The sequence below is a fragment of the Streptomyces olivochromogenes genome, assembly GCF_001514115.1.
In the GTDB taxonomy this organism is placed as follows: Bacteria; Actinomycetota; Actinomycetes; order Streptomycetales; family Streptomycetaceae; genus Streptomyces; species Streptomyces olivochromogenes.
The window spans coordinates 47,589-74,335 of record NZ_KQ948466.1 but is presented as its reverse complement, the minus strand read 5'-3'; the positions used below and the strand labels follow the sequence as shown (position 1 = coordinate 74,335).

Annotated in this window: 20 protein-coding genes; all 20 read left to right on the top strand. The window is 71.2% G+C overall.

All coding sequences use genetic code 11. From position 1 onward, the window contains the following. Window positions 1-532: 532 nt before the first annotated feature. The 20 genes from AQJ27_RS34650 (at window position 533) to rfbC (ending at window position 26,744) form a co-directional block, all read left to right on the top strand. Window positions 533-2,032 carry a sugar transferase gene (locus AQJ27_RS34650; protein WP_079065456.1) on the top strand — a complete coding sequence of 500 codons (1,500 nt, stop codon included), beginning with the start codon at window positions 533-535 and terminating at the stop codon, window positions 2,030-2,032. Between the two features lie 70 nt (window positions 2,033-2,102). Then, the gene (locus tag AQJ27_RS34645) at window positions 2,103-3,419 is read left to right on the top strand and encodes a nucleotide sugar dehydrogenase (RefSeq protein WP_067377398.1); all 1,317 of its coding nucleotides are present in this window, start codon (window positions 2,103-2,105) and stop codon (window positions 3,417-3,419) included. Continuing rightward, window positions 3,409-4,674, top strand: a complete 1,266-nt coding sequence (locus tag AQJ27_RS34640) for a glycosyltransferase family 4 protein (RefSeq protein ID WP_067377395.1) — start codon at window positions 3,409-3,411, stop codon at window positions 4,672-4,674. The genes AQJ27_RS34645 and AQJ27_RS34640 overlap by 11 nt, the downstream gene beginning before the upstream one ends. Further along, a complete protein-coding gene (locus AQJ27_RS34635) occupies window positions 4,671-6,041 on the top strand; it encodes a Wzz/FepE/Etk N-terminal domain-containing protein (RefSeq protein WP_067377392.1) in 1,371 nt (456 codons plus the stop codon). Before AQJ27_RS34640 ends, AQJ27_RS34635 begins: the two co-directional genes overlap by 4 nt. Continuing rightward, complete coding sequence (locus AQJ27_RS34630) at window positions 6,038-7,558, top strand: Wzz/FepE/Etk N-terminal domain-containing protein (RefSeq protein ID WP_067377389.1); 1,521 nt, start codon at window positions 6,038-6,040, stop codon at window positions 7,556-7,558. Before AQJ27_RS34635 ends, AQJ27_RS34630 begins: the two co-directional genes overlap by 4 nt. Window positions 7,559-7,561: 3 nt before the next feature. After that, complete coding sequence (gene asnB, locus AQJ27_RS34625; protein ID WP_067377386.1) at window positions 7,562-9,496, top strand: asparagine synthase (glutamine-hydrolyzing); 1,935 nt, start codon at window positions 7,562-7,564, stop codon at window positions 9,494-9,496. A 15-nt stretch (window positions 9,497-9,511) separates the two neighbouring features. Then, window positions 9,512-11,704 (top strand): bi-domain-containing oxidoreductase, encoded by a 2,193-nt coding sequence (locus AQJ27_RS34620; protein ID WP_067377383.1) that lies wholly within the window; start codon window positions 9,512-9,514, stop codon window positions 11,702-11,704. Further along, window positions 11,701-13,653 carry an alginate lyase family protein gene (locus AQJ27_RS34615; protein WP_067377381.1) on the top strand — a complete coding sequence of 651 codons (1,953 nt, stop codon included), beginning with the start codon at window positions 11,701-11,703 and terminating at the stop codon, window positions 13,651-13,653. Before AQJ27_RS34620 ends, AQJ27_RS34615 begins: the two co-directional genes overlap by 4 nt. 8 nt (window positions 13,654-13,661) lie before the next feature. After that, the gene (locus AQJ27_RS34610) at window positions 13,662-15,212 is read left to right on the top strand and encodes a right-handed parallel beta-helix repeat-containing protein (protein WP_067377377.1); all 1,551 of its coding nucleotides are present in this window, start codon (window positions 13,662-13,664) and stop codon (window positions 15,210-15,212) included. After that, entirely contained in the window at window positions 15,205-16,494 is a 1,290-nt protein-coding gene (locus AQJ27_RS34605) for a hypothetical protein (RefSeq protein WP_067377875.1), read from the top strand. The genes AQJ27_RS34610 and AQJ27_RS34605 overlap by 8 nt, the downstream gene beginning before the upstream one ends. Before the next feature lie 2 nt (window positions 16,495-16,496). Then, the gene (locus AQJ27_RS34600; protein WP_067377374.1) at window positions 16,497-17,735 is read left to right on the top strand and encodes a glycosyltransferase family 4 protein; all 1,239 of its coding nucleotides are present in this window, start codon (window positions 16,497-16,499) and stop codon (window positions 17,733-17,735) included. After that, window positions 17,732-18,967: a class I SAM-dependent methyltransferase gene (locus tag AQJ27_RS34595; protein WP_067377371.1), complete on the top strand. Its 1,236-nt coding sequence runs from the start codon at window positions 17,732-17,734 to the stop codon at window positions 18,965-18,967. The genes AQJ27_RS34600 and AQJ27_RS34595 overlap by 4 nt, the downstream gene beginning before the upstream one ends. 13 nt (window positions 18,968-18,980) lie before the next feature. Continuing rightward, on the top strand, window positions 18,981-19,775 hold the full coding sequence (locus tag AQJ27_RS34590; RefSeq protein WP_067377368.1) for a glycosyltransferase family protein: 795 nt from the start codon (window positions 18,981-18,983) through the stop codon (window positions 19,773-19,775). Beyond that, window positions 19,772-20,419 carry a PIG-L deacetylase family protein gene (locus tag AQJ27_RS34585; RefSeq protein ID WP_067377366.1) on the top strand — a complete coding sequence of 216 codons (648 nt, stop codon included), beginning with the start codon at window positions 19,772-19,774 and terminating at the stop codon, window positions 20,417-20,419. The genes AQJ27_RS34590 and AQJ27_RS34585 overlap by 4 nt, the downstream gene beginning before the upstream one ends. Window positions 20,420-20,422: 3 nt before the next feature. Further along, entirely contained in the window at window positions 20,423-21,448 is a 1,026-nt protein-coding gene (locus AQJ27_RS34580; RefSeq protein ID WP_067377364.1) for an NAD-dependent epimerase/dehydratase family protein, read from the top strand. Next, window positions 21,445-22,719: a DUF4910 domain-containing protein gene (locus AQJ27_RS34575; protein WP_201264384.1), complete on the top strand. Its 1,275-nt coding sequence runs from the start codon at window positions 21,445-21,447 to the stop codon at window positions 22,717-22,719. The genes AQJ27_RS34580 and AQJ27_RS34575 overlap by 4 nt, the downstream gene beginning before the upstream one ends. Continuing rightward, entirely contained in the window at window positions 22,716-24,023 is a 1,308-nt protein-coding gene (locus tag AQJ27_RS34570; RefSeq protein ID WP_235613691.1) for an MATE family efflux transporter, read from the top strand. The genes AQJ27_RS34575 and AQJ27_RS34570 overlap by 4 nt, the downstream gene beginning before the upstream one ends. After that, a complete protein-coding gene (locus tag AQJ27_RS34565; RefSeq protein WP_067377354.1) occupies window positions 24,020-24,967 on the top strand; it encodes a glycosyltransferase family 2 protein in 948 nt (315 codons plus the stop codon). The genes AQJ27_RS34570 and AQJ27_RS34565 overlap by 4 nt, the downstream gene beginning before the upstream one ends. Then, window positions 24,964-26,196 carry a polysaccharide pyruvyl transferase family protein gene (locus tag AQJ27_RS34560; RefSeq protein WP_067377350.1) on the top strand — a complete coding sequence of 411 codons (1,233 nt, stop codon included), beginning with the start codon at window positions 24,964-24,966 and terminating at the stop codon, window positions 26,194-26,196. Before AQJ27_RS34565 ends, AQJ27_RS34560 begins: the two co-directional genes overlap by 4 nt. Then, a complete protein-coding gene (rfbC, locus tag AQJ27_RS34555; RefSeq protein ID WP_067377347.1) occupies window positions 26,193-26,744 on the top strand; it encodes a dTDP-4-dehydrorhamnose 3,5-epimerase in 552 nt (183 codons plus the stop codon). The genes AQJ27_RS34560 and rfbC overlap by 4 nt, the downstream gene beginning before the upstream one ends. Window positions 26,745-26,747: the final 3 nt, after the last annotated feature.

Here is a 26,747-nt window from a genome sequence, read left to right as displayed (position 1 = left end):
CTGTCCTTGCGTTACCGGAACGGTCGTGAAGAGGCAGGTCAGGACATCTTTCGTCGCCAAGACACCCGCAGGCGGTCACCGATTCGTGGATCCAGCTTCAAATCTTGAGCACAAATTCCACACGCCCCTCTCTTCAGACGGGCCCCGATGGTCTAGATTGACCGTGCTTCGCATGCTGGGACACGAGGCGACAAATGATGATCTATGGGTCCGGCGATGCAGACGGTCAGCAGCCGTGTCTCTGAGACCCGACGTGGGGGTGATCGATTCTTGGAGCCCGAGACGGGCTTCGGGTGCGGGGAGCATCCGAGGTTTCGACGGGTTCCCGCGCACCTCATGAGCCTGGCAGGACATGCAAGTCTGCTGCCGCCAGGGTGGGTTGTTCACGTAGCTCTGAAACAGCCGGGATGTCATGCGCGGGAGGCGGGGGCCTCCCGAGGGGGGAACAGCCGGCGGGAGGCGGGGGCCTCCCGTAAGGGGCGAAACAGTGTGAGGCGAACACGTCGAACCACTGGGGACCTTGGGGGGTTCTGTGCGGCAGGGGGGAATAGTCGGCCCTTTTCCGTCGGCGCGCGGGCGTCTGGCGGACGGGGCAATCAGCCAGCCCGCGATCGAATGGGAGCAGCGGTACAGACGTACCGTGATCATCAGTGACACCGTGGCCACCGCCTTCGTAGTGGCGGCGATCGGCGACTTCTTCGGGGCCCGGGACGCGGCCAACTGGCATGAGAAGTGGGGCATTCTCGCCTTCGGCACTCAGGTGCTGGTGCTGGGCGCGCTCGCGGTGAGCCGCTCATGGTCTCCGGCCGTGCTCGGCCAAGGCGCCGAGGAATTCCGCCGGTTGGGACGTTCACTGTTCACGGCGACCGTCGTCCTGGCGCTCGGCGGGATCGCTCTGACCTCGCGCAACATCAAGCTCTGGATCTTCGTCGCGATCCCCGCGATCGCGCTCGTCACCATGACCGAGCGGTATCTGCTCCGCCTCTGGCTGCACAAACAGCGCAACGAAGGACGCTGCCTGAGACCGGTGCTCGCTGCCGGGAGCCCGGCCACCGTGCGTGACCTGATCAACCGAACCCGCAAGCTCCCGCACCTCGGCTGGCGGGTGGAGGCGGTGTGCACGACGGACGGTCGCGGGCTCGACGGCGAGCAAGGCGGCCTCGACGGTGACCAGTTGGACGGAGTGCCGGTCATCGGCCTGCTTGAGGACGTCGCCAAGCACGTCCGCCACGACGGCTACCGCGTCGTCGCGGTCACACCGGACCCGCACTGGTCACCGGACCGGCTGCAGCGGCTGGCCTGGAACCTCGAAGGCAGCGACGCCGAGATGATCGTGGCCCCCGTGCTGATGGAGGTGGCCGGCCCGCGGCTGCACGTCGACGCGGTGCTCGGGATACCACTGCTGCGGGTCAGCATGCCGACCTTCACCGGAGGCCGCCGGGCGATCAAGGGGGTCGTCGATCGGATGGGCGCGGCGATCCTGCTGATGCTGTTCGCGCCGCTGATGGTCCTCGTCGGGCTGCTCGTGCTGGTGGACAGCCGGGGCGGGGTGTTATACCGCCAGCGCAGGGTCGGCAAGGACGGCCGCGAGTTCACCATCGTCAAGTTCCGCACCATGGTCGCCGGGGCCCACGGGGCACGTGCCCAGTTGGCCGACCACAACGAAGGCGCGGGCCTGCTGTTCAAGCTCCGCCGGGATCCGCGAGTGACCCGGGTGGGAGCAGTGCTGCGCCGGTACTCGCTCGACGAGCTCCCACAGCTCTTCAACGTGCTGACCGGATCGATGTCGCTCGTCGGACCGCGGCCTCCGCTGCCGGAGGAGTGCGCCGCGTACGACCCGGACATCCGGCGGCGGCTGCTGGTCAAGCCCGGGCTCACCGGCCTGTGGCAGATCAGCGGACGCAGCGACCTGCCGTGGGAGGAGGCGGTCCGCCTCGACCTGCGGTACGTGGAGGACTGGTCGCTCGCCCTGGACACAGTGATCTTGTGGAAGACGCTGCGTGCCGTGCTCCACGGGCAGGGGGCCTACTGATGCGCGGGGGTCGTCCGACCGGCGCGTGGACCGCAGGCCGCAAGGGCCTGCCTGGGGGGAGAGACCGGTCATGAGAGTCAGCGTTTTCGGGCTCGGCTACGTGGGCTGCGTATCGGCCGCGTGCCTGGCCAGCATGGGGCACGAAGTCATCGGGGTGGACGTCAACCAGGTGAAGGTCGACCTGGTCAACGACGGCAAGGCTCCGGTGGTGGAGGAACGTATCGGCGAGCTCATCGCCGAGGTCGTGCGAACCGGAGCGTTGCGCGCCACCGCCGACGTCCGCGAGGCGATCACGGACAGCGAGGTGTCGCTGGTCTGCGTGGGTACGCCGTCGGAGCCCAACGGCAGCCTGTGCACCACGTACTTGGAGCGGGTCACCGAGCAGATCGGCGCCGCGCTGGCCGAGCGGGGCGGGCGGCAGACCATCGTGTTCCGCAGCACCATGCTCCCGGGCACCTGCCTGAACCTGCTGGTACCGATCCTGGAGAAGAACGTCGGCGGCACGGCCGGGGTGGACTTCGGGGTCGCGGTCAACCCGGAGTTCCTGCGCGAGGGCACGAGCGTGCAGGACTTCTTCGACCCACCCAAGACCGTCATCGGCGAGCTCGACCCGGCAAGCGGCGACACGGTGACGGCGCTGTACGACGGCCTGCCCGGCGAGGTGTTCCGGGTGCCGGTCCCGACCGCCGAGGCGATCAAGTACGCGGACAACGCGTTCCACGGCCTCAAGATCGGCTTCGCGAACGAGCTGGGCGCGGTGTGCCAGGCGCTCGGGGTGGACTCGCACCAGGTGATGGACGTGTTCCTGGCCGACCGCAAGCTGAACATCAGCCCCGCCTACCTGCGGCCCGGCTTCGCCTTCGGTGGCTCCTGCCTGCCCAAGGACCTGCGCAGCCTGGTCCACGCGGCGCAGCGGGCCGACGTCTCGGTGCCCATCCTCTCCCACGTGCTGGCCTCCAACTCCGACCATCTGCAGCGCGCGGTGAACCTGGTCGAGCGCACCGGAAAGCGCCGGGTGGGCCTGTTCGGGCTGTCCTTCAAACCCGGCACCGACGACCTCCGCGAGAGCCCGCTCGTCGAGCTGGCGGAGAGGCTCTTCGGCAAGGGCTACGACCTCAAGATCTACGACGCCAACGTGAGCCTCTCCCGACTGCTCGGCGCGAACCGCGAGTACATCGAGAGCCGGCTGCCGCATCTCGCGCAGCTGCTCGCGGACTCCGTCGACGAGGTGCTCGAGCACGCCGAGGTGTGCCTGGTCGGGACCAGGGATCCGGCCGTGCTGTCGGCGCTGCCCCATGCGGACGGACCGTTGATCGTCGACCTCATCCGCCTTCCCGACGCCGAGGCGCGCCGGGCCGAACCGGGGTACATGGGCCTTGCTTGGTAACGCAACCGGCGGCGACGGTCCGGACCGTCGCGCGCTGATCCTGGTGGAGAACCTGTCGGTGCCTTTCGACCGGCGGGTGTGGCAGGAGTGCACGACCCTGCGCGACGCGGGCTGGGAGGTGCACGTCATCTGTCCCCGGGGGGAGAGGCGGGACACGGAGCTGGAGACGGTGATCGACGGGGTGCGGATCCACCGCTACCCGTTGCGCGCGGCCACCGGAGGGCCGGCCGGCTACCTGCGGGAATACGGATCGGCGTTGTGGCACACGGTCCGGCTGGCCCGCAAGGTCGGCCCGGTCGACGTGGTCCACGCCTGCAACCCGCCCGACCTGCTGTTCCTGCCGGCCCTGTGGATGAAGCGGCGCGGCGCGCGGTTCGTCTTCGACCAGCACGACCTGGTACCCGAGCTGTACCTCTCCCGGTTCGACCGCGGCGAAGACCTGCTCTACCGCGCCGTGTGCGCGCTGGAACGCCGGACCTACCGGGCCGCGGACATCGTGCTCGCCACGAACGAGAGCTACCGGGACGTCGCGCTGCGCCGTGGCGGCCGGCGGCCGGAGGACGTCTTCGTGGTGCGCAGCGCGCCCGCGACCGACCGGTTCCAACCGGTGCCCCCGGAGCCGGAGTTGAAGCGCGGCAAGCCCCATCTGCTGTGCTACCTCGGAGTCATGGGCCCTCAGGACGGCGTCGACTACGCCCTGCGGGCCCTCGCGAAGCTGCGCGACGAACTCGGGCGGACCGACTGGCACGCGGTCTTCGTCGGGGCCGGCGACGCCTTCGACGCGATGGTGGAGCTGTCCGGGCGGCTCGGTCTCTCCGAGCAGGTGCAGTTCACCGGGCGCATCCCGGACGCCGACCTGGTGCGCTACCTGTGCACCGCGGACGTGTGTCTCTCCCCCGACCCGCACAATCCGCTCAACGACGTGTCGACCATGAACAAGGTCCTGGAGTACATGGCGATGGGGCGGCCGATCGTCTCGTTCGACCTCCGGGAGGCGCGCGTCTCCGCCGGTGACGCCGCCGTCTACGCGCCCGCCAACGACGAGGCCCAGTTCGCCAAGCTCATCGCGCTGCTCCTCGACGATCCCGAGAAGCGGGCCCGGATGGGAAAGATCGGCCAGGAGCGGATCAGCGGGCCGCTCTCCTGGCGGAACTCGCAAGCGTCACTGCTCGCCGCCTACGCCGCCGCCTGCCGGGACCATGCCCCGGTGTCGGCGGGCGGGCCGGTCCGTACGGGGAAGAGGCCGCACCATTGAATGACGACACGATCCGCCTGGTCACGATCGGACGGATTCTCCGTCGGCGGTGGCGGCTTCTTGCCGTCCTCGCCGTAGTGGGCGCGCTCTTCGGCTACGGCACCTCGGTGCTGCTGCTTCCGCCGCGGTACACGGCAGAGGCATCGGTACTGCTGCCGGGGCAGTGGGAAGAGCGCGAACTGCTGACCCAGGTGGACATCGCGACCAGTTCGGCGGTGGTCGACCGCGCGGCCGCCACGCTCGCCTGGAAGGGCGTCGACGGCACCGAACTGCGGGACCAAGTGAGCGCCAAGGCGGACGACGGGAACATCATCAAGATCTCGGGTACGGCCGACACCCCGGAGCGCGCCCAGCGGCTCTCCGACCAGCTGGCCCAGCAGTTCGTCACCTTCGCCACCCGCATCGCGGGCGGCAGCACCGACCCCGCGGCGGACACGGCGACGGAGGCGCTGCGGAAGCAGGTGGCCGAGACCAACCGCCGTATAACGGACCTGGCCGACTCGGCAGATCCGGGGCAGACCGTGGAGGGCGTGCAGGCCCGCACCGAGCTCGAGGGTCTGCGCACCGGGCTGCAGGACGCCATGAAGAAGCTGGAGGAGGCCAACCCGACGACCGCCAAGGCCGGCATGGTCGTCATGGGGCCGGCGCCCCGACCCGCCGGCGCGGCGGCACCGACGAGGATGCAGCTCATCGTCGCCGGGGCGCTGCTGTTCGTCCTGCTCGCGGTCATCGGCCATCTCGCCGCCGCACGGGTGAGCCGCCGACTGCGCACCGAACCGGAGATCGCCGCAGCGCTCGGTTCGCCGCTCCTCGGCACCGTCGACGTGCCCGGTGAACGGCGCGGTCACCGGCCCGAGAGCCATGGCTCACGGGCCCGGATCCGCCGACTTCTCGGCATCGACACCCGGTGGGACATACCGACCCCGCAGAGGTCCGGCGACGAGGCCGAGAGGCGGATCCGCTACCGGCGGGTGTGCGCTCGCCTCCGGGACCAACTGCCCGCCCCCCGGCGGCTGCTGGTCGTCGTCCCGGAAGGCGATGAGGTCGCCCGGCTGGCCGCCGGACAGCTCGTCGCCGAGGCCACCAGTGATCCGCAGCTGCGGGTGGTGGAGGTCTCGGTGGACCGGCCGATCGTGCCGGACCGCGACACCGAGTCCGGTGCCCTGGCCGTCCTCAGCGCGGGCAGCTGGACCGCCGAGGAACTCGCCGGCATCGCCGAGGCGTGTGCGGACGGCGGGCACGAGGTCGTCGGCGTCGTCGTCGCCGGCACGGTCCGCACCCGCCCGGAGCGGACTGCCGACCGCCCTTCTGACGAGGCCACCCTGGCGCTCGCGGTTCACGGCCACGCGACAGGAGATTCAGCGTGACGACGAGCACGACTTCGGAGTCGTCGGCCGCCACTCCGCTCCTCGACCTGCAGGCGCTGGTGGTCGCGGTCCGCAGACGCCGCCGGCTGTGGGGCGCCATGGCGCTGCTCGGACTGCTGATGGGCGCGGCCGTGGCGGTCCTGCTGCCGCCGGCACCGGCCGCCGTGACCAAGGTGCTGGTCGCGCATCAGGAGGACCAGCCGAACGACACCGGAACGCTGATCCGCACCGACGCCCAGCTGCTGGCGACCTCGCGGATCGCCGGCCAGGCCCTGCGGATCCTCAAGTCCCCGGAAATGCCGGAGGACCTCATGCGGGACTACCGGGGCACCGGACTGACCAACAACGTCCTCCAGATCGATGTGACAGGCAAGACCGACGCGGAAGCGGTGGCCCGGGCCAAGGCACTGGCCGAAGCGTTCGTCGCGGACCACGCCAAGCGCATCCAGGCCATCGCCAACGCCAACGCCAAGGGCCTGCTCGATCAGCGTGACCGCATGCAGACGGAGCTCGCCGACGTCAACAAGGCGATCGGCGGCCGGTCGCCCGACACCGACCCGAAGGACGCGGCGAACCTCGAGTCGCTCTTCGCCCGGCGGGCCGAACTCACCTCACAGATCTCCGACTTCGGCCAACGTGCCGAGGAGGCGCGCGTCGGCGCGCCCCAGCTCGTCGCCGGCACACAGATCGTGGACGCCCCGCGCGCGGTGCGGCACTCCCTGCCCAAGGCCGCCGTCACCAACGCCGTGATCGGACTCGTCCTCGGGCTCTTCCTCGGGCTCGCGCTGGCCGCGGTCGGCGCGGTGGTGGCGGACCGCCCCGTGCTGCGCCGGGACATCGCGGCGAACCTGGGCGCCTCGGTCATCGCGGAACTGCCCCGCCGGTCGGGCAGGCTGTGGCAGCGCCGACGGACCCGGGTGGCGCGCGAACGGCTCACCACGACCCTTGCCCGCACCGCGCGCGGCTCCGCGGAACCGCTGTCGCTGCTGGAACTGGGTTGCGCGCGCAGCACGAGCGTGATCGCCCTGGGCCTCGCCCGGGCACTGGCGGAGGACGGGCCAGTGGTCGTCATCGACGGTCTCCCCCGCCCGCGGCTCGCAGGCCGCCGCCCGAAGCCGGGAGACCCCACCGTGGTCAGCGGCGAACGCGCCGCGGCCGTGTCGCCTCAGGAGCACCGGATCGGCGTCGGCTCGGTGGCGCCCGGCACGGCGTGGACCGACCTCCAGTACCTCGGCACCCAGACCCTGCTCGTCGTGCGTGCCGGGCACGGCAGCGCCGCATGGCTGCACACAGTGGCGCGGCAACTCGCGGACCAGCGCATCCCGGTGATCGGTGTGGTGCTGATCGACCCCGATCGGCGCGACCGGACCGACGGCACGCTGTGGGACGGGCTGGCCAACGCGCTGCGCGGCCGGACCGAGCGGCCGACCTGGCAGAACGCGACGGGCCGGCGGCTCACCGAACGCCAGCCGATACGGGCCGCACGGGTCCCGGACAACGACCAGGAGGTGCGGTAGGACGTGTGTGGCATCGCAGGCACTTACCGATGGCCGGACGGCAAGGTCGTGACCGACCGGCTCACCGACACCCTCGCCCACCGCGGCCCGGACGGCGCGGGCCGCTACGGCCACCCTCTCGGTGACGGCGAAGTGCAGCTCGGGCACCGCCGGCTGGCCATCATCGACCTGTCCGAGACCGGCGCCCAGCCGATGGTCTCGGACGGCCTCGCCCTGACGTACAACGGCGAGCTGTACAACGCGCCGGAGCTGCGTGCCGAGCTGGCGGCCACCGGGGTGCGCTTCCGCGGTACCTCCGACACCGAGGTGGTCCTGGAGGCCTGGCGGCGCTGGGGCACGGACTGCCTGCCCCGGCTGCGCGGCATGTTCGCGTTCGGCATCTTCGACGAGCGAACCGGTGACCTGGTGCTCGCCCGCGACCAGCTCGGCATCAAGCCGCTGTTCCTGCTCCGGCGCGGCGCGGGCCTGATGTTCGCCTCCGAGCTCAAGGCGCTCGCCGCCGCGACCGGCGGGTCGCTGGAGGTGGACCAGGCGGCACTGGTGGCCTCACTGCTGTACTACTGGGTGCCGGACTCGCGCTGCGCGTTCCGCGAGGCGGAGAAGCTGCCGCCGGGGAGCTGGCTGAGGTGCCGGCCCGACGGCCGGGTGGAGCGCGGCCAGTACTGGAACCTCCGCGACATCGCCGCCGAGGGCCGGGAGCGGGCCCAGGCCGGTGAGCAGCCGGACCTGGCTGCCATCGTCGAGGAGTCGACCCGGCGCCACCTGCTCTCCGACGTACCCGTGGCGACCTTCCTCTCCGGCGGCCTCGACTCCAGCTACCTGACCGCGCTCGCCGCCCGCCACCAACCCGGGATCTCCGCCTACACGATCGGCTTCCGCGCCGAGGACGCCAAGTTCGAGGCGATGCCGGACGACCTGCGCTACGCCCGGCAGGTGGCCGAGCGGTTCGGCGTCGACCTGCACGAGATCGAGATCGCCCCGAACGTGCTCGACCTGCTGCCGCAGATGACGTACCACCTGGACGAGCCGATCGGCGATCCCGCCGCGATCAACACGTACCTGATCTGCACGGCCGCCCGCGAGGCCGGGGTCAAGGTGATGCTCTCGGGGATGGGTGCCGACGAGCTGTTCGCCGGGTACCGCAAGCACCTGGCCAACCTGCTCGCGCTGCGCTACCAGCGCGTGCCGCGACCCCTGCGGCGCGGGGTGTCCGGGGTCGTGGACCGGCTCCCGGTCGCCACGTCCCGCCGGGGGTACCGTTCGGTGCGCTTCGCGAAGCGGTTCCTCTCCTTCGCCGATCTGCCGGAGGAGACCGCGTTCCGGCGCAGCTACACCATGTACGACCAGGACGAGCTGCTAGCCCTTCTCGATCCGGACCTGGCCGGGACGGTCGACGACGTGCTGACCGAACACGCGGACGTCTACCAGGACAACGACCTCGACGACTTCGTCAACCGCATGTGCCTCACCGACGCCCGGATGTTCCTGCCGGGCCTGAACCTCGCCTACACGGACCGGTCGAGCATGGCCGCCTCGACCGAGGTACGGGTGCCGTATGTGGACGTCGAAGTGGTGAAGGCGGCCTTCGCCGTGCCCGGCGATCGCAAGATCGTCGGACGGCAGGGCAAAGCCGTCCTCAAGGAGGCGGCCACCTCGGTTCTGCCCCGGGAGATCGTCTACCGGCCCAAGGGCCTGTTCAGCGCCCCGCTGCGCGCCTGGATGAGCCGGGACCTGGCACCGCTGGTGCGCGAGGTCGTCAACGACGGCGAGCTCGTCCGTTCCGGGCTCCTGCGCCGCGACGCGCTGGCGCGGATGGTCGCCGAGGACGCCGCCGGGCAGCGGGACTTCTCCAAGCATCTGTGGCACGTACTGACCCTCGAGTACTGGTATCGCGACGCGACCTCCGGGTCCGGCCAGAGCACTCGGTTGACGGTTTAGGAATCAGGAGTTCGGGTGAAGCAGGTCGTACAGAACTACAAGAGCGGCGAGCTGGCGGTGCTCGACGTTCCGGTGCCGGGGTGCAAGCCGGGCGGTGTGCTGGTGCGCAGCGCCTTCTCGCTGATATCCACCGGGACCGAGCTCATGAAGGTCTCCGAGGCCGGCATGTCGATGCTGGGCAAGGCCCGATCCCGCCCTGACCAGGTGGCCAAGGTCATGCAGAGCGTGGCCACCAACGGGGTGCCCGCCACCTACCGCAAGGTGATGGGCAAGCTGGACTCCTACACGCCGCTGGGCTACTCGCTGTGCGGGGTGGTCGAGCAGGTCGGCGCCGGGATCGACGATGTGAAGGTCGGCGACCTCGTGGCCTGCGCCGGCAATGAGCACGCGCTGCACGCCGAGCTGAACTGGGTGCCGAAGAACCTCTACTCCCCGGTCCCCGACGGCCTCGCCCCGCGGCACGCGGCCTTCGGCACCGTCGGGTCGATCGCGATGCAGGGCGTCCGCCAGGGCGAGCCGCAGCTCGGCGAGGTGGCGCTGGTCATCGGCCTCGGCCTGATCGGGCAACTGGTGGTGCAGCTCCTCACCGCCGCGGGAGTCCGCGTGGTCGGAGCCGACCCCGACCCGGTGCGCTGCGAGCTCGCCGAGCGCCTGGGCGCCGCGGCCTGCGGCGATCCCGCGTCCGCGGCCGTGGAGGCCGCCGTCGCCGAACTCACCGGCGGTCACGGCGTGGACCAGGTGTACCTGGCCGCCGGCGGCGGCAGCAACCAGCCCGTCGAGCTGGCCGCGCGGCTCTGCCGGGACCGCGGCCGGGTCGTCGACATCGGCAAGTGCCGCCTGGACCTGCCGTGGAACGCGTACTACGAGAAGGAGCTCGACGTCCGCTTCTCGCGCTCGTACGGCCCCGGGCGCTACGACCCGGAGTACGAGCTCGAAGGGCGGGACTACCCGATCGGCTACGTGCGCTGGACCGAGCGCCGCAACCTGGCGTGCTTCCTCGACCTCGTCGCCCGCGGCAGCGTCGACGTGGAGCCCCTGGTCTCCCACATCGCCGACTTCGACGACGCGGTCGAGACGTACCAGCGACTGAAGGACGGCGAGCTGAAGGCCGTGGCCGTGCTGTTCCGGTACCCCGAACACGCGGGGGAAGCGGAGGAAGCGGGGGCCCCGGCGGTGGCCGTGCCCGCGGTGAAGCGACCCGGCGGCGGAGTCTCCACGCCGGCCCGGGCCGCCAAGACGCCGGTGCGTCTCGCGTTCATCGGCGCGGGAAACTACGCGACGTCGATGCTGCTGCCGCACCTGGCGCAGCGCGAAGGCGTCGAGCTGTCGGCCGTCGTCACCACGACGGCGCTGTCCGCGGCCAACGCGCAGCGGAAGTTCGGCTTCGCCCAGGCGACCACGGACCTGGACGCCGTGCTTGGCGACACGTCGATCGACGCGGTGTTTGTGGCCACCCGGCACAGCTCGCACGCCGAACTGACCCGGCAGGCACTGCTGGCCGGCAAGACGGTGTTCGTGGAGAAGCCCCTGGCGCTCACCGAGGACGAGCTGGCCGACGTACTCGCGGCGGTGGAGGAGTCCGGCAACGACCGGCTGCAGGTGGGCTTCAACCGCCGGTTCGCGCCGCTGCTCCAGGAGGCCAGGAAGCGGTTCGGCGCCCGGACCGGTCCGGCGAGCCTGCGCTACCTGGTCAACGCGGGCAAGCTGCAGCACGGCAGCTGGTACCTCCAACAGGGCGCCGAGGGCTCGCGGTTCGCCGGCGAGGGCGGCCACTTCATCGACACGGCGAGCTGGCTGCTCGAAGCCGACCCGGTCTCGGTGTACGCGACAGCCGCGCCCGGCAACGAGGACCTCCAGGTCGTCCTGCGCTACCCGGACGGATCCACCGCCACCATCAGCTACGTCACCACCGGCGCGCCCGGCTTCCCCAAGGAGACGCTGGACCTGGTCGCGGACGGCAAGGTGCTGCGGCTCGACGACTTTGTCCGTGCCTCGGTCTACAGCCGCAAGAAGTGGGTCAGTTCACGGCTGCCCAAGGCCCGGGACAAGGGCCAGAACGCCGAGCTGGCCGCGTTCATCAAGGCCGTGCGGACCGGCGGGCCGATGCCGGTGCCGCTGGAGTCGCTGGTCGCCACCACCTCGGCCACCCTCGCCGTGCAGGCCGGCCTGGCCGGCGGTGCGCCGGTGACGTTGGCGAGGACGCGATGACGATGAGCGCGGGCTGGTACCTGCGGCGGCTGTCCCGGATGGGCCCGCGCGAGGTCGCGGGCCGGGCGGGTGACGCGGTGCGCAGGCGGCGGTGGCGGTCGGCGCGGCCCGACTGCCCGAGCGTGACCGGCGCCCGCTTCACCGCCGTCCTGCCCGCGGGGACGGTCGCCGAGGTGCCGCCGGACGCCGTGAAACGGCTCGTCGCCGAGGCGGACCAACTGATGGCCGGGCACGCTGAGTTCTTCGGGGTGGTCCGCGACGACCTCACCGACCCGGACTGGTCGTACGACCCGAAGACCGGGCGCCGGGCCCCGTCGGGCTACGCCTTCGACGTGCCGTACCGGAACGAGGACGTGGCCGGGGACATCAAGCAGATCTGGGAGCCCTCGCGGCACCAGTACCTCACCGTGCTCGCCGCCGCCTACGCGGTCACCGGGGACGAGCGGTATGCCGAGCGCGTCGCCGAGCATCTGCGGTCGTGGTGGGCGGCCAACCCGCCGCTGCAAGGCGTGCACTGGATCAGCGGCATCGAACTGGGCATCCGGCTGCTGTCCTGGGTGTGGATCCGTCGGCTGCTCGACGGCTGGCCGGGCGCGGCCGAGCTGTTCGAGGACAACCGGGTCGCGCTGAACCAGATCTGGCACCACCAGCGCTGGCTGGCCGCCTTCCCCAGCCGGGGGTCTTCGGCGAACAACCACGTCATCGCCGAGGCCGCCGGGCAGTCCGCCGCGGCCTGCGCGTTCAACTGGTTCCCCTCGTCGGCGCGTTGGCGATCCGAAGCGCTGCGCTCGCTGGAGCGGCAGCTGCGCGCCAACACCTTCGACTCCGGCCTCAACCGCGAGTTGGCGACCGAGTACCACGGACTCGTGCTGGAACTCGGCCTGGCCGCGGTGGCCGAGGCGGATGCCGCCGACGTGCCGGTCCCCGCGTCGCTCCGGCTGGTGCTGCTGCGGATGACCGACGCGCTCGCCGCCGTAGTGGACAACCGGCTGCGACCGCCCCGCCAGGGGGACGCGGACGACGGCTACGGCCTGATCCTGGATGGCGAGGGCACAGACCGCTGGGGCTCGCTGCTGGCCACCGGCGACGCCGTGTTCGGCCGGCTCGCATGGTGGCCGGCGGTGACCGGCACCGATGTACGCACCCCGCTGCTGGCCGCGCTCATCCGGCCGTACCCGGAGAACGGAACGGCCGTCACCCGCCCGGCAAGCCGACCGGCTCACTTCGCCGACGCGGGGCTCACCGTCCTGCGCGGTCCGGGAGAGATCTGGTGTCGCTGCGACGGTGGTCCGCACGGCTTCCTGTCCATCGCCGCGCATGCCCACGCGGACGCGCTGTCCGTAGAGGTCCGGCACGACGGTGTCGACGTGCTCGCCGACCCGGGGACGTACTGCTACCACGGGCAACCCGAGTGGCGGCAGTACTTCCGGTCGACCCTCGGCCACAACACCCTGCAACTGGACGGCACCGACCAGTCCGTCTCCGGTGGCCCGTTCCTGTGGACCCGGCATGCCCGCACCCGCGTCCTGGACGTGGACAACTCCGGTGAAAGGGCGGCCCGTTGGGTCGCCGAGCACGACGGCTATCAGGGTTCGGTGCACCGCCGCCGGGTGGAACTGACGGCCGCGGGCCAGGAGTTGAGGATCGTCGACGAGGTGCTTGGCCCACGCCGGGCCGTGCACCTGGCGTTCCACCTCGGCCCGGCGATCGCCGCGGACCTGGCGGACAACCGGGCAGTGCTCACCTGGACCCGCGACGGCGAGGACCGCTCCGCGGTGCTCGACCTGCCCGGGCAGCTGTCCTGGCGGGCGCATCGCGGCGAGAGCGACCCGCCGTTGGGCTGGTACTCCGCCGGCTTCGGGCGCAAGGAACCCACCACCACGCTGGTCGGCACCGGCTTCGCCGACGGCGCCGAGGGGTTCACCACCGTCCTCAGGTTCCGCGGCTAGGGGGGCGAGTGGGGATCAAGAGTCGGCACTGGGCGTTGGCGGCGGCACCGCTGGCGCTGGCCCTGCTGGCGACGACCGGCTGTGAGAGCACTTCGGGAAGCAAGGCGGAGTCGAAGGCCGCGCCATCCACGTCCGCCACGTCCGCGGCCCGATCCGTGACCCGGGTGTGCGCCGAGCCCGCGGCCGGGCCGTCGAAGGCACCGGCGGGCGCGGTGACGGTCGACCCCGCGGTGGTCGGTGACCTGGCAGCGAAGACCAAGAGCAGCCCACCGAACACCACGTTCTGGCTCAAGCCGGGCAAGCACAGGCTCGACCCGGACCGCTACGCCCAGGTCATCCCCAAGGAGGGGGACCGCTACCTCGGTGCGCCGGGCGCCGTGCTCGACGGCCGGAAGAAGAACCAGTACGCGTTCGCCGGCAGCGCCCGCGACGTCGCCATCCGCTACCTGACCGTGCAGCGTTTCGCGGCGCCGCCCGACGAAGGCGTGGTCAACCATGACTCGGCCGACGGGTGGGTGATCGAGCACACGACGATCCAGGACAACTCCGGCGCCGGGCTGATGGCCGGTGCCCGCCAGCAGGTCCGCGCCAGCTGCCTGCGCGACAACGGCCAGTACGGCATGAACGCGTACAAGGCCGGCGGCCCCATCACCGGCCTGGTGGTCGAGGGCAACGAGATCGTGGGCAACAACACCGGCGACTGGGAGCGGCGGCGAAAGGGCTGCGGCTGTACCGGAGGCGTCAAGTTCTGGGCCGTCAACGGCGCCGACGTACGCGGCAACTGGGTGCACGACAACCGCGGGACCGGGTTGTGGGCGGACACCAACAACAACGACTTCCGCATCGAGAACAACGTGATCGAGGACAACGACGGGGCCGCGCTGATCTACGAGATCAGCTACAACGCGGTCATCCGGAACAACACGATCCGGCGGAACAACTGGGTCGAGGGACGAAAGGGAGCCGACAGCGGCGACACCTTTCCGTTCGCGACCGTCTACCTGTCCGAGTCCGGCGGCGAACCACGGATCCGAGCCCGCACCAACAAGATCGAGATCTACGGGAACGTGTTGGAGAACAACTGGTCCGGGATCACCCTGTGGGAAAACGCCGACCGGTTCTGCAACAGCCCGGCCAACACCTCGTCCGGTGACTGCACGTTGCTGGTGAAGAAGACCAGCAGCTGTGTGAGACCGGCGATCGCCAAGGCGCCGCTCTACTCGGACTGCCGGTGGAAGACCCAGTGGGTGGACATCCACGACAACCGCTTCGTGCTCGACGAGTCCGTCGTCAAGTGCACGGAGATGTGCGGCCGCATGGCGGTGCTGTCCAACTACGGCACCTATCCGGACTGGTCCCCGTACCACGGCGAAGGGGTGGCCGACGCCATCACCGAGCAGCAGCACAACCGCTGGCACGACAACGTCTACGTCGGGCCGTGGAAGTTCGTCACCGAGGACCAGAGCCGGGTGCTCGACTTCGGGCAGTGGCAGGCGACGCCGTACCAGCAGGACAAGGGCAGCACCCTCGACCTACAGGCCGGTGGTCGAGATGGGTGAGAACCTGACGCGCGGACCGGACACGGCGGGGACGCTGCCCGGCGCCGAACCGCGCCCGGCCGGCACACCGAAGACCGTCGGGATCGTCTGGGGGCTGCTGGTCCTCAACACGCTCGGCTCCGCCGGGGCGAAGACCATCGTCCCGCTGCCCCGCTCCCTCATCCAGATGGTCACCATGGGCTCGCTGGTCGCCGCGTTCGCGCTGGCACTCGTGGTCAACCAGCGGGTGCGCATCAGAGCCAGCGCCTACGTGCTGCTGCTCACCCTGCTGCTGGTGTCCAGCGTGATCTCCAGCGCGAGCCTGGAGTCCGGGACGGGCGCGCTGTTCCGCTGCTTCCGGCTGACTCTCTTCGTCGGCACCCTGTGGCTGCTCAGCCGCTGGTGGGACGGCAGCCTCACGTTCGTCCGCTACCACATCCGGGCGTACTTCGCGGTCCTCGGCTCGGTGGCCCTCGGCCTGGTCGTCTCCCCGGGCAAGGCCCTGCCCGGCCTCTACGGCGGACGCCTCGTCGGCGCGCTGTGGCCGCTCACCCCGCCACAGATCGGGCAGTACGCGGCGGTGATCATCGGGCTCACCGTGCTGCTCGTCATCGGCAGGCGGACCGACCGGACCAGCGCCGTGCTGGTCATCGTGCCGTCGCTGGTGCTGCTCGCGCTGACCCACACCCGGACGGCCACGCTCGGCCTGCTGCTCGGGCTGGCGCTGGCGATCGGCTCGCTCGTCCTGACCAGCGCCGCGGCCCGCCGGTTCTTCACCTGGGCCGTGCTGTGCTCGGTGGTGGCCGCGGTCGGCTTCGCCTCCGTGCTGCAGACCTGGTTCCTGCGCGGACAGAGCCAGGAGAACTTCTCCAGTCTCACCGGCCGGGCCAAGGTCTGGAACGCCCTGCTGGCTGCGCCCCGGTCCACCTCGGAGAAGCTGTTCGGAGTGGGCCTGGGCGACAAGTCGTTCGGCGGGCTGCCGATCGACAACAGCTGGCTGGCCGTCTACAACGAGCAGGGTCTGATCGGCGTCACCCTCGTCGCGGCGATCATCATCGTGCTGGGCGGCGTCGCGTTGCTGCGGCCACCGTCGCTGCAGAGGGCCTGCGCGATCTTCCTGATCAGCTACTGCGCGATCGCGTCGTACACCGAGGCCGGTCTCGGCGACGCCTCGCCGTATCTGCTGCATCTGGCCCTGGCCGCCTCACTGCTGGCGGCACCTGTCGCGGCCACTCCGCTCCCGACGCCCGCAACCCCTCGACGACGCATCCCGCGATGGGCCCAGAGATCGGAGGTGACCTGACCATGCACGTCCTCGTGGTGCACAACCGCTACGCCTCGGCGCAGCCGAGCGGGGAGAACAAGGTCGTCGACCAGGAGGTGGAGCTGCTGCGCGCGGCCGGCCACCGGGTCGAGGTGTTCGAGCGGCGCAGCGACGACATCGGCGCCCGGTCCCTCCTCGGCAAGGTCGCGGTGCCGCTCCTGGTGCCGTGGAACCCGGCGGTGCGCACGGAGCTCGCCGCCCGGCTGCGCGCCGAGCGGCCGGACGTGGTGCACGTCCACAACGTCTTCCCGCTCCTGTCGCCCGCGGTGCTCGCCGCCTGCGCCGACGCCGGTGTGCCCGCCGTCGCCACGCTGCACAACTACACCCAGGTCTGCCCTCCCGGCACGCTGCAGCGGGACGGCCGGCCATGCACCGAGTGCGTCGGATCGGCGCCGCTGCCCGCCGTCCGGCACGGCTGCTACCGGAACTCCCGCCTCGCCACGGTGCCGCTCGCGGTCAGCCTGTCGGTCAACCGGCGGCGGTGGTGGTCCGGCGTGGAGCGGTTCTTCTGCATCTCCGCGGCGCAGCGCGACGTCCTGGTGCGGTCCGGGATGCCGGCCGAGCGGCTGGCGGTGAAGCACAACTTCGTGCCCGAACCGGACACGCGCCGGGAAGGCGGGGGAGAGCAGCTGCTCCATCTCGGCCGGCTCGCGGAGGCCAAGGGCGTACGGCTGCTCATGGCCGCGTGGGACGAGATCGTGGCGAGCGGCGGTGTGGGCGTCCCGCTCGTCATCGCGGGCACGGGGCCGCTGGAGCGAGAGGTGACCGCCTGGGCGGCGGGCCGCGACGACGTGCGTTACGTCGGCCTGTTGGACACGGCGGAGTGCCGAAAGGCCATCGCGCGGTCGGTCGCCGTGGTGGCGCCCTCGACGTGGCTGGAGGCGTTCGGCCTGGTGGTCGTGGAGGCGATGGCGGCCGGGGTCCCGACCGTCGCCGCCGGTCACGGCGCCTTCGTCGAACTCGTCGAGGACGGCGTCACCGGGCTGCTGCACCAGCCGGGCGAGCCCGCCTCGCTCGCGTCCTGCATACGCCGGATCGCGGCCGAGCCGGCCCGCAACCGGGAGATGGGCCAGGCGGCCCGGCGCCGTTACGAGCAGGGGTTCAGCCCGGCCGTCGGCCTGGAGCGCCTGGTGGAGGGGTACCGCACCGCGATCGCGGGTCGGTCAGCACTGGCTCGCGGTGGGGACACCCGCGCGAGCAGGGATGGGGGCAGTAGATGACACGATGCCGACTCTGCGGCTCGGCGACGCTGGCGAGCGTCGTCGATCTGGGGGCGACCCCGCCGTGCGAGAGCTTTCTCGCCGCGGACCAACTGGACCAGCCGGAACCGGCGTACCCGCTGCACCTGCGCGTCTGCACCGACTGCTGGCTCGCGCAGATCCCTCCGCTGATCACGCCGGAGGAGACGTTCAAGGAGTACGCGTACTTCTCCTCCTTCTCGACCTCCTGGGTGGAGCACGCGCGCACGTTCGTCGACGGCGCCGTACAGCGCCTCGCCCTCGGTCCCGACGCCTTCGTGGTCGAGGTCGCGAGCAACGACGGGTACCTGCTGAGGCATGTGGTGGACCGCGGGATCCGCTGCCTGGGCATCGAGCCCTCGGTGAACGTCGGCGCTGCGGCGCGGGACGCGGGTGTGCCCACGCTCACGGAGTTCCTGAGCCCCGACACCGGCTCGGCCGTCCGCGTCGAGCACGGCCCGGCGGACCTGGTCGTGGCCAACAACGTCTACGCGCACATCCCCGACGTGGTCGGCTTCACCCAGGGGCTGCGCGCCCTGGTCGCCGACGACGGCTGGGTCTCCATCGAGGTGCAGCACCTGCTGACCCTGATCGAGGAGAACCAGTACGACACGATCTACCACGAGCACTTCCAGTACTACACGGTCGCGTCCGCGATCCGGGCCCTGGCGAGCGGCGGACTCGCGCTCGTGGACGTCGAGTTGCTGCCCACGCACGGTGGCTCGATCCGGCTGTGGGCCCGGCCGGCCGAGGTGGCCGGCGAGCCGACCCAGCAGGTGGCCGACGTGCTGGACCGCGAGAAGGCCGCCGGGCTGCAGGAGCTGTCCGGCTACACCGAGTTCTCCGCTCGGGTCGCCAAGGTGCGCCGGGACCTGCTGCGCTTCCTCATCGACGCGGCTGAACGGGACGAGACGGTCGTCGGCTACGGCGCCCCGGGCAAGGGCAACACCCTGCTCAACCACTGTGGTATCCGGCCCGACCTGCTCGCGTACACGGTCGACCGCAACCCGTACAAGCACGGCAGGTTCACCCCGGGCACCCGCATCCCGATCCTGCCGCCCGAGCAGATAGCCGCCGACAAGCCGGACTACGTCCTCGTCCTCCCGTGGAACCTGCGGGACGAGCTGGTCGAGCAACTGTCCTTCGTGCACGAGTGGGGCGGCCGGCTGGTCTTTCCGATCCCGGAACTGAGCATTGTCGAGGTCGCGTCTTGAAAGAGGTCACAGCATGAAGGTCGTTCTGTTCTGCGGCGGTTACGGGATGCGCATGCGCAACGGAACCTCCGACGACGTGCCCAAGCCGATGGCGATGGTCGGGCCGCGACCGCTGATCTGGCACGTCATGCGCTACTACGCGCACTTCGGGCACACGGAGTTCATCCTGTGCCTCGGCTACGGGGCTCACCACATCAAGAACTTCTTCCTCAACTACGAGGAGACGGCGTCCAACGACTTCGTGCTGCGGGGCGGGCGGACCGAGCTGCTGTCCACCGACATAGCCGACTGGACGATCACGTTCGCGCAGACCGGCATCGAGTCGCCGATCGGGGAGCGGCTGCGCCGGGTGCGGCACCATCTGGACGGCGACGAGATGTTCCTCGCGAACTACGCCGACGTGCTCACCGACGCCCCGCTGCCGGAGATGATCGACCGGTTCGCCGGGCGCGACGCCGGTGCGTCGATGATGGTGGTGCCGCCGCAGTCGTCGTTCCACTGCGTGGACCTGGGCGAGGACGGCCTGGTGGGGGGCATCACCGCGGTGAGCGACATGCCGCTGTGGGAGAACGGCGGCTACTTCGTGCTCCGCCAGGAGGTCTTCGACCACATACCGGAGAACGGGGACCTGGTCGCCGACGGATGCGCCCAACTGGCCAAGCGTGGGCGGCTGGTGGCGCATCAGCACCGCGGCTTCTGGAAGCCGACCGACACCGTGAAGGAGCGGGCCGCGCTCGACGAGGCCTACGCGCGCGGCGACCGCCCGTGGGCCGTGTGGGAGCGGGACAGTGCCGGAGCCAGAGCGTGATCCGGCTCGGGGCCGGGCCCCTGGACCGGATCGTCGCGGTGGGCGCGCACTGCGACGACATCGCCATCGGTGCCGGCGGCACGCTGCTGACGCTGTGCCAGGCCAGACCGGGTGTCCGCGTCGACGCGCTGGTGCTCTCCGGCGGCGGCAGCGATCGGGAGCAGGAGGAGCGGGCCGCGCTCACCGCCTTCTGCCCGGGCGCCGATCTGCGGCTGACCGTGCTCAAGCTGCCGGACGGCCGGATGCCCGCGCACTGGGAGGAGGCCAAGGCCGCGGTCGAGGAGCTGCGTGGGCAGACGGAGCCGGATCTGGTCCTTGCCCCGCGTACCGATGACGCGCACCAGGACCACCGCGGCCTGGCGCAGCTGCTGCCCACCGCGTTCCGCGACCACCTCGTGCTCGGCTACGAGATCGTCAAGTGGGACGGCGATCTCGGCCGTCCGGCGGCGTACCAGCCGCTGTCACCTGAGATCGCCGAACAGAAGGTGCGGCTGTTGCAGGAGCACTACCCCTCGCAGCGGCACCGGCCCTGGTACGACCGGGAAGCCTTCCTCGGTCTTGCACGGATCCGTGGCATCGAATGCCACGCGCGCTACGCCGAGGCGTTCGCCGTCACCAAACTCACGCTCAACCTGGGGGATTGAACCTTGCGCGTACTGCTGACTGGACACCAGGGCTACCTGGGCACCGTAATGGCCCCGGTGCTCACGGCCGCCGGACACGAGGTCGTCGGCCTCGACGCCGGCCTGTTCGCCGACTGCGTCCTCGGCCCGGCACCCGCGGACCCGCCCGGGCATCGGGTGGATCTGCGCGACGTCACGGCCGAACACGTGGCGGGGGTGGACGCCGTGATCCACCTGGCCGCGCTGTCCAACGACCCGCTCGGCTCGCTGGCGCCGGACCTCACCTACGACATCAACCACCACGCGTCCGTGCGGCTGGCCCGGCTGGCCCGCGACGCCGGAGTACGGCGCTTCCTGTACGCGTCGACCTGCTCCGTCTACGGCGCCGCCGGCGGCGACGACCTGGTGGCCGAGGACGCCCCGCTGCGCCCGGTGACGCCGTACGCGGAGTCCAAGGTGCGGGTGGAGGACGACCTGCACGCGCTGGCCGACGGCGACTTCACCCCGGTGTTCATGCGCAACGCCACCGCCTTCGGCTACTCGCCCCGGCTGCGCGCCGACATCGTGCTCAACAATCTTGTCGGCCACGCGCTCCTTTCCGGCGAGGTGTTGGTGCTCTCCGACGGCACCCCCTGGCGCCCGCTGGTGCACGCCGCCGACATCGCACGCGCCTTCACGGCCGCGCTCACCGCGCCGCGCGAGGCGGTGCACGACCGGGCGTTCAACATCGGCAGCGAGATCAACAACGTCACCGTCGCCGAGATCGCCGAGCAGGTCGCCGAGGCGGTGTCCGGCGCGAAGGTGGTGATCACGGGCGAGAACGGTGCCGATCCGCGGTCGTACCGGGTGGACTTCTCCCGGTTCCGTGCCGCGATCCCCGGCTTCGACTGCGAGTGGACGGTGAAGCAGGGCGCGCTCGAACTCGCCGACGCCTACCGGGAGTTCGGGCTGACCCGGGAGGCCTTCGAGCAGCGCTTCACCCGGCTTGCCGTGCTGCGCGCGGCGTCCGACGCCGGTGCCGTCGACGACACCCTGCGGTGGCGCCGATGACCGCAGTCGGCGAGGAGATGCACGCGCTGGTGGAGCGGCTGTACCCGCTGTGCCGGAGCATCACCGGCGACGGTGTGCGCGCCACCCTGGAGATCGTCGGCGAGTACGTCCCGTTGCGGGTGCACGAGGTGCCGACCGGGACGCAGGTGCTCGACTGGACGGTTCCGCAGGAGTGGAACATCCGGGACGCGTACATCGCCGACACCGCCGGCCACCGGGTCGTCGACTTCGCCGAGTCCAGCCTGCACGTGCTCGGCTACAGCGTGCCGGTGTCGGCGACCATGCCGCTCGCCGAGCTCCGCGAACACCTGCACACCTTGCCGGACCACCCGACCTGGGTGCCGTACCGCACCAGCTACTACAAGCCGGAATGGGGGTTCTGCCTGGCCCAGGACACCTTGGACGCGCTGCCGGACGGCGAGTACGAGGTGCGCATCGACTCCACGCTCGAAGACGGCCACCTCACCTACGCCGAGCATGTGATTCCCGGTCAGGTCCCCGACGAGGTCATCGTCTCCTGCCACGTCTGCCACCCGTCGCTGGCCAACGACAACCTGGCCGGCATCGCGGTGGCGACGTTCCTTGCCCGGGCGCTGGCGCAGGAAACGCCGTACTACACCTACCGGTTCATCTACGCTCCCGGCACCATCGGGGCAATCACCTGGCTGGCCCGCAACGCCGAACGGATCGAGCAGGTCAAGCACGGCCTGGTGCTGGCCTGCGCCGGCGACTCGGGCCGACTGACGTACAAGCAGAGCAGGCGCGGCGACGCGGAGATCGACCGGGTGCTGCGGCATGTGCTGACCGCATCCGAACGCCCGCACCACGTCACCGAGTTCACCCCGTACGGATACGACGAGCGGCAGTACTGCTCACCCGGGTTCAATCTGGGCGTGGGCTCGCTCAGCCGGACCCCGTACGCCGGGTACCCCGAGTACCACACCTCGGCGGACAACACGGACTTCGTCTCCCCGGAGGCGATGGCGGACACCCTGGCGGTCTGCCGCGAGGCGTTCGCCGTCCTCGACCGCAACCGGCGGTATCTCAACCTCAGTCCCTACGGCGAACCACAGCTGGGCCGGCGCGGGTTGTACGACGCGCTCGGCGGCCGCAGCGACACCAAGCAGGCCCAGATGGCCATGCTCTGGGTGCTCAACCTCTCCGACGGCGAGCACAGTCTGCTGGACGTCGCCGAACGGTCCGGGCTGCCCTTCGAAAGCGTCGCCGGCGCGGCCGACGCCCTGCACGAGGCCGGGCTGATCAAGACATGACACCGATGACCACCGACGGGGAGAATCCTCAGACAACGGCGAGGCCGGCCCGGTCCGCCAAGCGGGCCCTCGTCGGACGGCTCTCCTGGGGACTGGCCGACCAGGCGGCCTCCAGCATCAGCAACTTCGCGGTGGGCATCTACGTGGCCCGCTCGCTGGGGGTCACCGCGTTCGGCGTGTTCAGCCTCGCCTGGGTCACCTACGGCGTGGTCCTCAACGTCTCCCGCGGCCTGGCCACCGACCCGCTCGTGGTCCGCTTCAGCGGAGTGGCGGAGGCGTCCTGGCGCGGGGCGGTGGCCCGCTCGACGGGCACCGCGCTCGGCGTCGGCACGGCCCTCGGAGTGCTGTGCCTGGCCGCCGGACTCGGCCTCGGCGGCCGGGTCGGGCCCGCCTTCGCCGCCCTCGGTCTCATGATGCCGGGGCTGCTGCTCCAGGACGCCTGGCGGTTCTCGTTCTTCGCCGCCGGCAACGGGCGGAAGGCGTTCGTCAACGACATCGTGTGGGGCATCGCGCTGATCCCGGCCATGGTGGTGGCGGCCCACGTGGGCAGCGTGGCCGCCTTCGTGCTCGCCTGGGGCGCGTCCGCCACGGTGGCGGCCGGGTACGGCTGCGTCCAGTCCGGCATCCGGCCCCGGACGGCACAGGCACGCGGGTGGCTGCGCGAACAGCGTGATCTCGGCTACCGGTACCTGGTCGAGAACGTCAGCCTCAGCGGCGCGAGCCAGCTGCGGGCGTACGGGCTCGGCGCGATCGTCGGAGTGAGCGCGGTGGGCGCGGTGCGGGGCGCCGAACTCCTGCTCGGCCCGTTCCTCGCCGTGCTGATGGGGCTTTCGCTGGTCACCGTCCCGGAGGCGGCACGGGTGCTGCGGCAGGCCCCGCATCAACTGGGCAGGTTCTGCCTCCTCCTTGGCGGGGGGCAGGCCGCCGGAGCGCTGCTCTGGGGCTCGGCGCTGCTGCTGATGCCGGGCCGGCTCGGCGAGCTGGCGCTCGGCGACGTCTGGCACTCCTCCTCGCAGCTCATCGTGCAGATCACCCTCAGCGTCGCGGGAGCGGGCCTCGGCACCGGCGCGGCGGCCGGGCTGCGCGCGCTCGGCGCGGCCCGGCGCAGCCTGCGCTGCCAGCTGTTCGCCTCCGCCTGCTACGTCGGCGGCGGGCTCGGCGGGGCGGCCCTCGGCGGCACGGCCGGCTCGGCCTGGGGCGTCGCCGCCGCGACCATCAGCGGCTCGGCCGTGTGGTGGCTGCAACTGCGCTCCGCCCTGCACGAGCGCCACCGCGATCCCATCCCCGAAGTGAGGACCTCATGACCGACCGACCGAGGCTGAGCATCGGCCTGCCCGTGTACAACGGCGAGGAGTACCTGGCCGAGTCGTTCGACGCGCTGCTCGGCCAGACCTACGAGGACTTCGAACTGGTCGTCTCCGACAACGCCTCGACCGACGGGACCGAGGACATCTGCCGCAAGTACGCCGCGCAGGACTCACGCATCCGGTACCACCGCCTGCCCCGGAACATCGGCGCCACTCCGAACCACAACCATGTGTTCGCCGAGTCCCGCGGCGAGCTGTTCAAGTGGGCCTCGCACGACGACCTCTACGGCCGGGACCTGCTGCGGCGCTGCGTGGAAGCGCTGGACGAGCGGCCGGACGTGATCCTCGCGCACACCGACCAGGCGGTCATCGACGGCGACGGCCAGGTGACGGTGCCCTACGAGTACACGCTCGCCACCGACTCCCCGCACGCGCCGGAGCGCTTCCGCAGTCTGCTGTTCGAGCCGGGTGGCGACGACTTCTACGGGGTGATGCGGGCCGACATGCTGCGCCGGGTGAAACCGATGGACAGCTACCACCACGCGGACCGCACGTTCGTCGCCGAGATCACCCTGCACGGACGCTTCCACCAGGTGCCGGAGCTGCTGTACTTCCGCCGCGACCACCCCACCCGCGCCGAGCGGGCGAACCCCTCCAAGCGCTCCCGGTGCGTCAACCTGGACCCGCGCCGGGCCGGCGCGCTGCACCCGACGCCCCGGCTGCTCGCCGAGTACATCTGGGGCTTCGCCTCGGCGATCCGGCGGGCGCCGTTGTCCCCGGCCGACCGGCGCGCGTGCTACCGCCACCTGGCCTCCTGGATGACCAGCCGGGTCCGGCCGGGCGCCGGCGAGCGGGTCGAGGACCGCGCCCCGGTCGACCCGGCCCAGCTCACGGTCTCCGTCGACGCCCTCGTCGCCGGCCGCGAGGGGAGGCGGGCATGACGTCCGCGCACGAACGGCCGGTGCGCGTCGGGGTGTTCGGCCTGCTCGGCTCCGGCAACCTCGGCAACGACGGGTCGCTCGAGGCCGTCCTCGGCTACCTCCGCGCCGACCACCCGGACGCGGTCGTGGACGCCCTGTGCGGCGGACCCGAGGCCGTGACGGCCCGGTTCGGGATCCCCGCGACACGGCTGCACTGGTACCGCGGGGAGTACCGCACCGCGTCACGCGTGGGCTCGATCGCGTCGAAGGGGCTGGGCAAGTTCGTCGACATCTTCCGCACCGCCGCCTGGGTACGCCGCCACGACGTGGTGATCGTGCCTGGCATGGGCGTCCTGGAAGCCACTCTGCCGCTACGGCCCTGGGGCTTCCCGTACTCCCTGTTCCTGCTCTGCGCGAGCGGCAGGCTGATGCGCACCCGGGTCGCGCTGGTCAGCGTCGGCGCCGCCGAGATCCGCAACCGGCCGACCCGCGCCCTGGTCCGCTGGTCGGGGCGCCTGGCCGCCTACCGGTCCTACCGGGACGCCCAGTCCAGGGACGCGATGCGGGCGATGGGCGTGGACACCGCGCGCGACGAGGTCTACCCGGATCTGGCGTTCGCCCTGCCGACACCGCAGGCGAGCGCGCCCGCGGGCTCGCCGGGCCCGGTCTGCGTCGGCGTCATGGACTTCCACGGCGGCAACGACGATCGCGCCCGGGCCGACGAGATATACCGGCGCTATCTCGACGGGACGATCCGGTTCGTCCGCACGCTGGTCGAGGAGGGCAGGCCGGTCCGGCTGCTCACCGGTGACGAGTGCGATGCCTCGGTCGTCACCGCGATCCTCGACGCGGTGGACTCACCGCTGGTCACCGCCGCTGAACCGGCCTCCCTGGCCGACCTGATGAAGGAGATGGCGGCTGCCGACACCGTGGTGGCGGTCCGCTACCACAACCTGATCTGCGCGCTGAAGACCGGTACGCCGGTGCTCGCTCTCTGCTACGCGGCGAAGAGCGACGCGCTCATGGCGCGGATGGGCCTCGGCACGTACTGCCACCCGGCGCGCGAGGTCGACGCCGACCGGCTGCTCGAGCAGTTCCGTGCGCTGGAGAAGCGTTCGGCCGAGCTGCGGCAGACCCTCACCGAGCGGAACCTGGCCGCCGCACGCCAACTGGAAGACCAGTTCCGCTCGTTGACCACGGCCGTGTTCCCCGCGACCCACCACACCCACGCCCGGCGGGAGTCTCCATGAAAGCGACCGAAGTCCCGGAGATCGCCGGCGCGTACCTGTTCGAGCCGACGCCGTACGCCGACGAACGTGGCTTCTTCTGCCGCACCTTCGACGCCGACGTGATCCGCTCGGTGGGCCTCGACCCGGACGCCTTCATCCAGGACAGCGTGTCCCGCTCGGTCCGGGGCGTGCTGCGCGGCCTGCACCTGCGCTCCGGCGCGGGCGAGGCCAAGCTGGTGCGGTGCTCGTACGGGAGGATCTTCGACGTCGTCGTGGACCTGCGGCCGGATTCTCCTACCTATCGCAACTGGGCCTCCTTCGAACTCACAGGAGAAACACAGCCAACTCTTTACATTCCCGCGGGATGCGCGCACGGTTTTCAGGCACTGACCGACACCGCCGACACCTCGTACCGGATCGACCGCCCGCACGATCCGGCCGAGGACGTGACGATCGCCTTCGACGACCCGGAGCTCGCCATCCCCTGGCCGCTGCCGGTCGCCCTGATGTCCCAACGGGACCGAGAGGCGCCCAGCCTCGCCGAGGTCCTGAAGCACAGAGAAAGTTGAGGT

What these genes read in the sequence shown, in the direction of transcription:
- AQJ27_RS34645 (WP_067377398.1), top strand. Translation starts at nt 2,103, where the DNA reads ATGAGAGTCAGCGTTTTCGGGCTCGGCTACGTGGGCTGCGTATCGGCC.
- AQJ27_RS34615 (WP_067377381.1), top strand. Translation starts at nt 11,701, where the DNA reads ATGACGATGAGCGCGGGCTGGTACCTGCGGCGGCTGTCCCGGATGGGC.
- AQJ27_RS34605 (WP_067377875.1), top strand. Translation starts at nt 15,205, where the DNA reads ATGGGTGAGAACCTGACGCGCGGACCGGACACGGCGGGGACGCTGCCC.
- AQJ27_RS34600 (WP_067377374.1), top strand. Translation starts at nt 16,497, where the DNA reads ATGCACGTCCTCGTGGTGCACAACCGCTACGCCTCGGCGCAGCCGAGC.
- AQJ27_RS34595 (WP_067377371.1), top strand. Translation starts at nt 17,732, where the DNA reads ATGACACGATGCCGACTCTGCGGCTCGGCGACGCTGGCGAGCGTCGTC.
- AQJ27_RS34590 (WP_067377368.1), top strand. Translation starts at nt 18,981, where the DNA reads ATGAAGGTCGTTCTGTTCTGCGGCGGTTACGGGATGCGCATGCGCAAC.
- AQJ27_RS34575 (WP_201264384.1), top strand. Translation starts at nt 21,445, where the DNA reads ATGACCGCAGTCGGCGAGGAGATGCACGCGCTGGTGGAGCGGCTGTAC.
- AQJ27_RS34570 (WP_235613691.1), top strand. Translation starts at nt 22,716, where the DNA reads ATGACACCGATGACCACCGACGGGGAGAATCCTCAGACAACGGCGAGG.
- AQJ27_RS34565 (WP_067377354.1), top strand. Translation starts at nt 24,020, where the DNA reads ATGACCGACCGACCGAGGCTGAGCATCGGCCTGCCCGTGTACAACGGC.
- AQJ27_RS34560 (WP_067377350.1), top strand. Translation starts at nt 24,964, where the DNA reads ATGACGTCCGCGCACGAACGGCCGGTGCGCGTCGGGGTGTTCGGCCTG.
- rfbC (WP_067377347.1), top strand. Translation starts at nt 26,193, where the DNA reads ATGAAAGCGACCGAAGTCCCGGAGATCGCCGGCGCGTACCTGTTCGAG.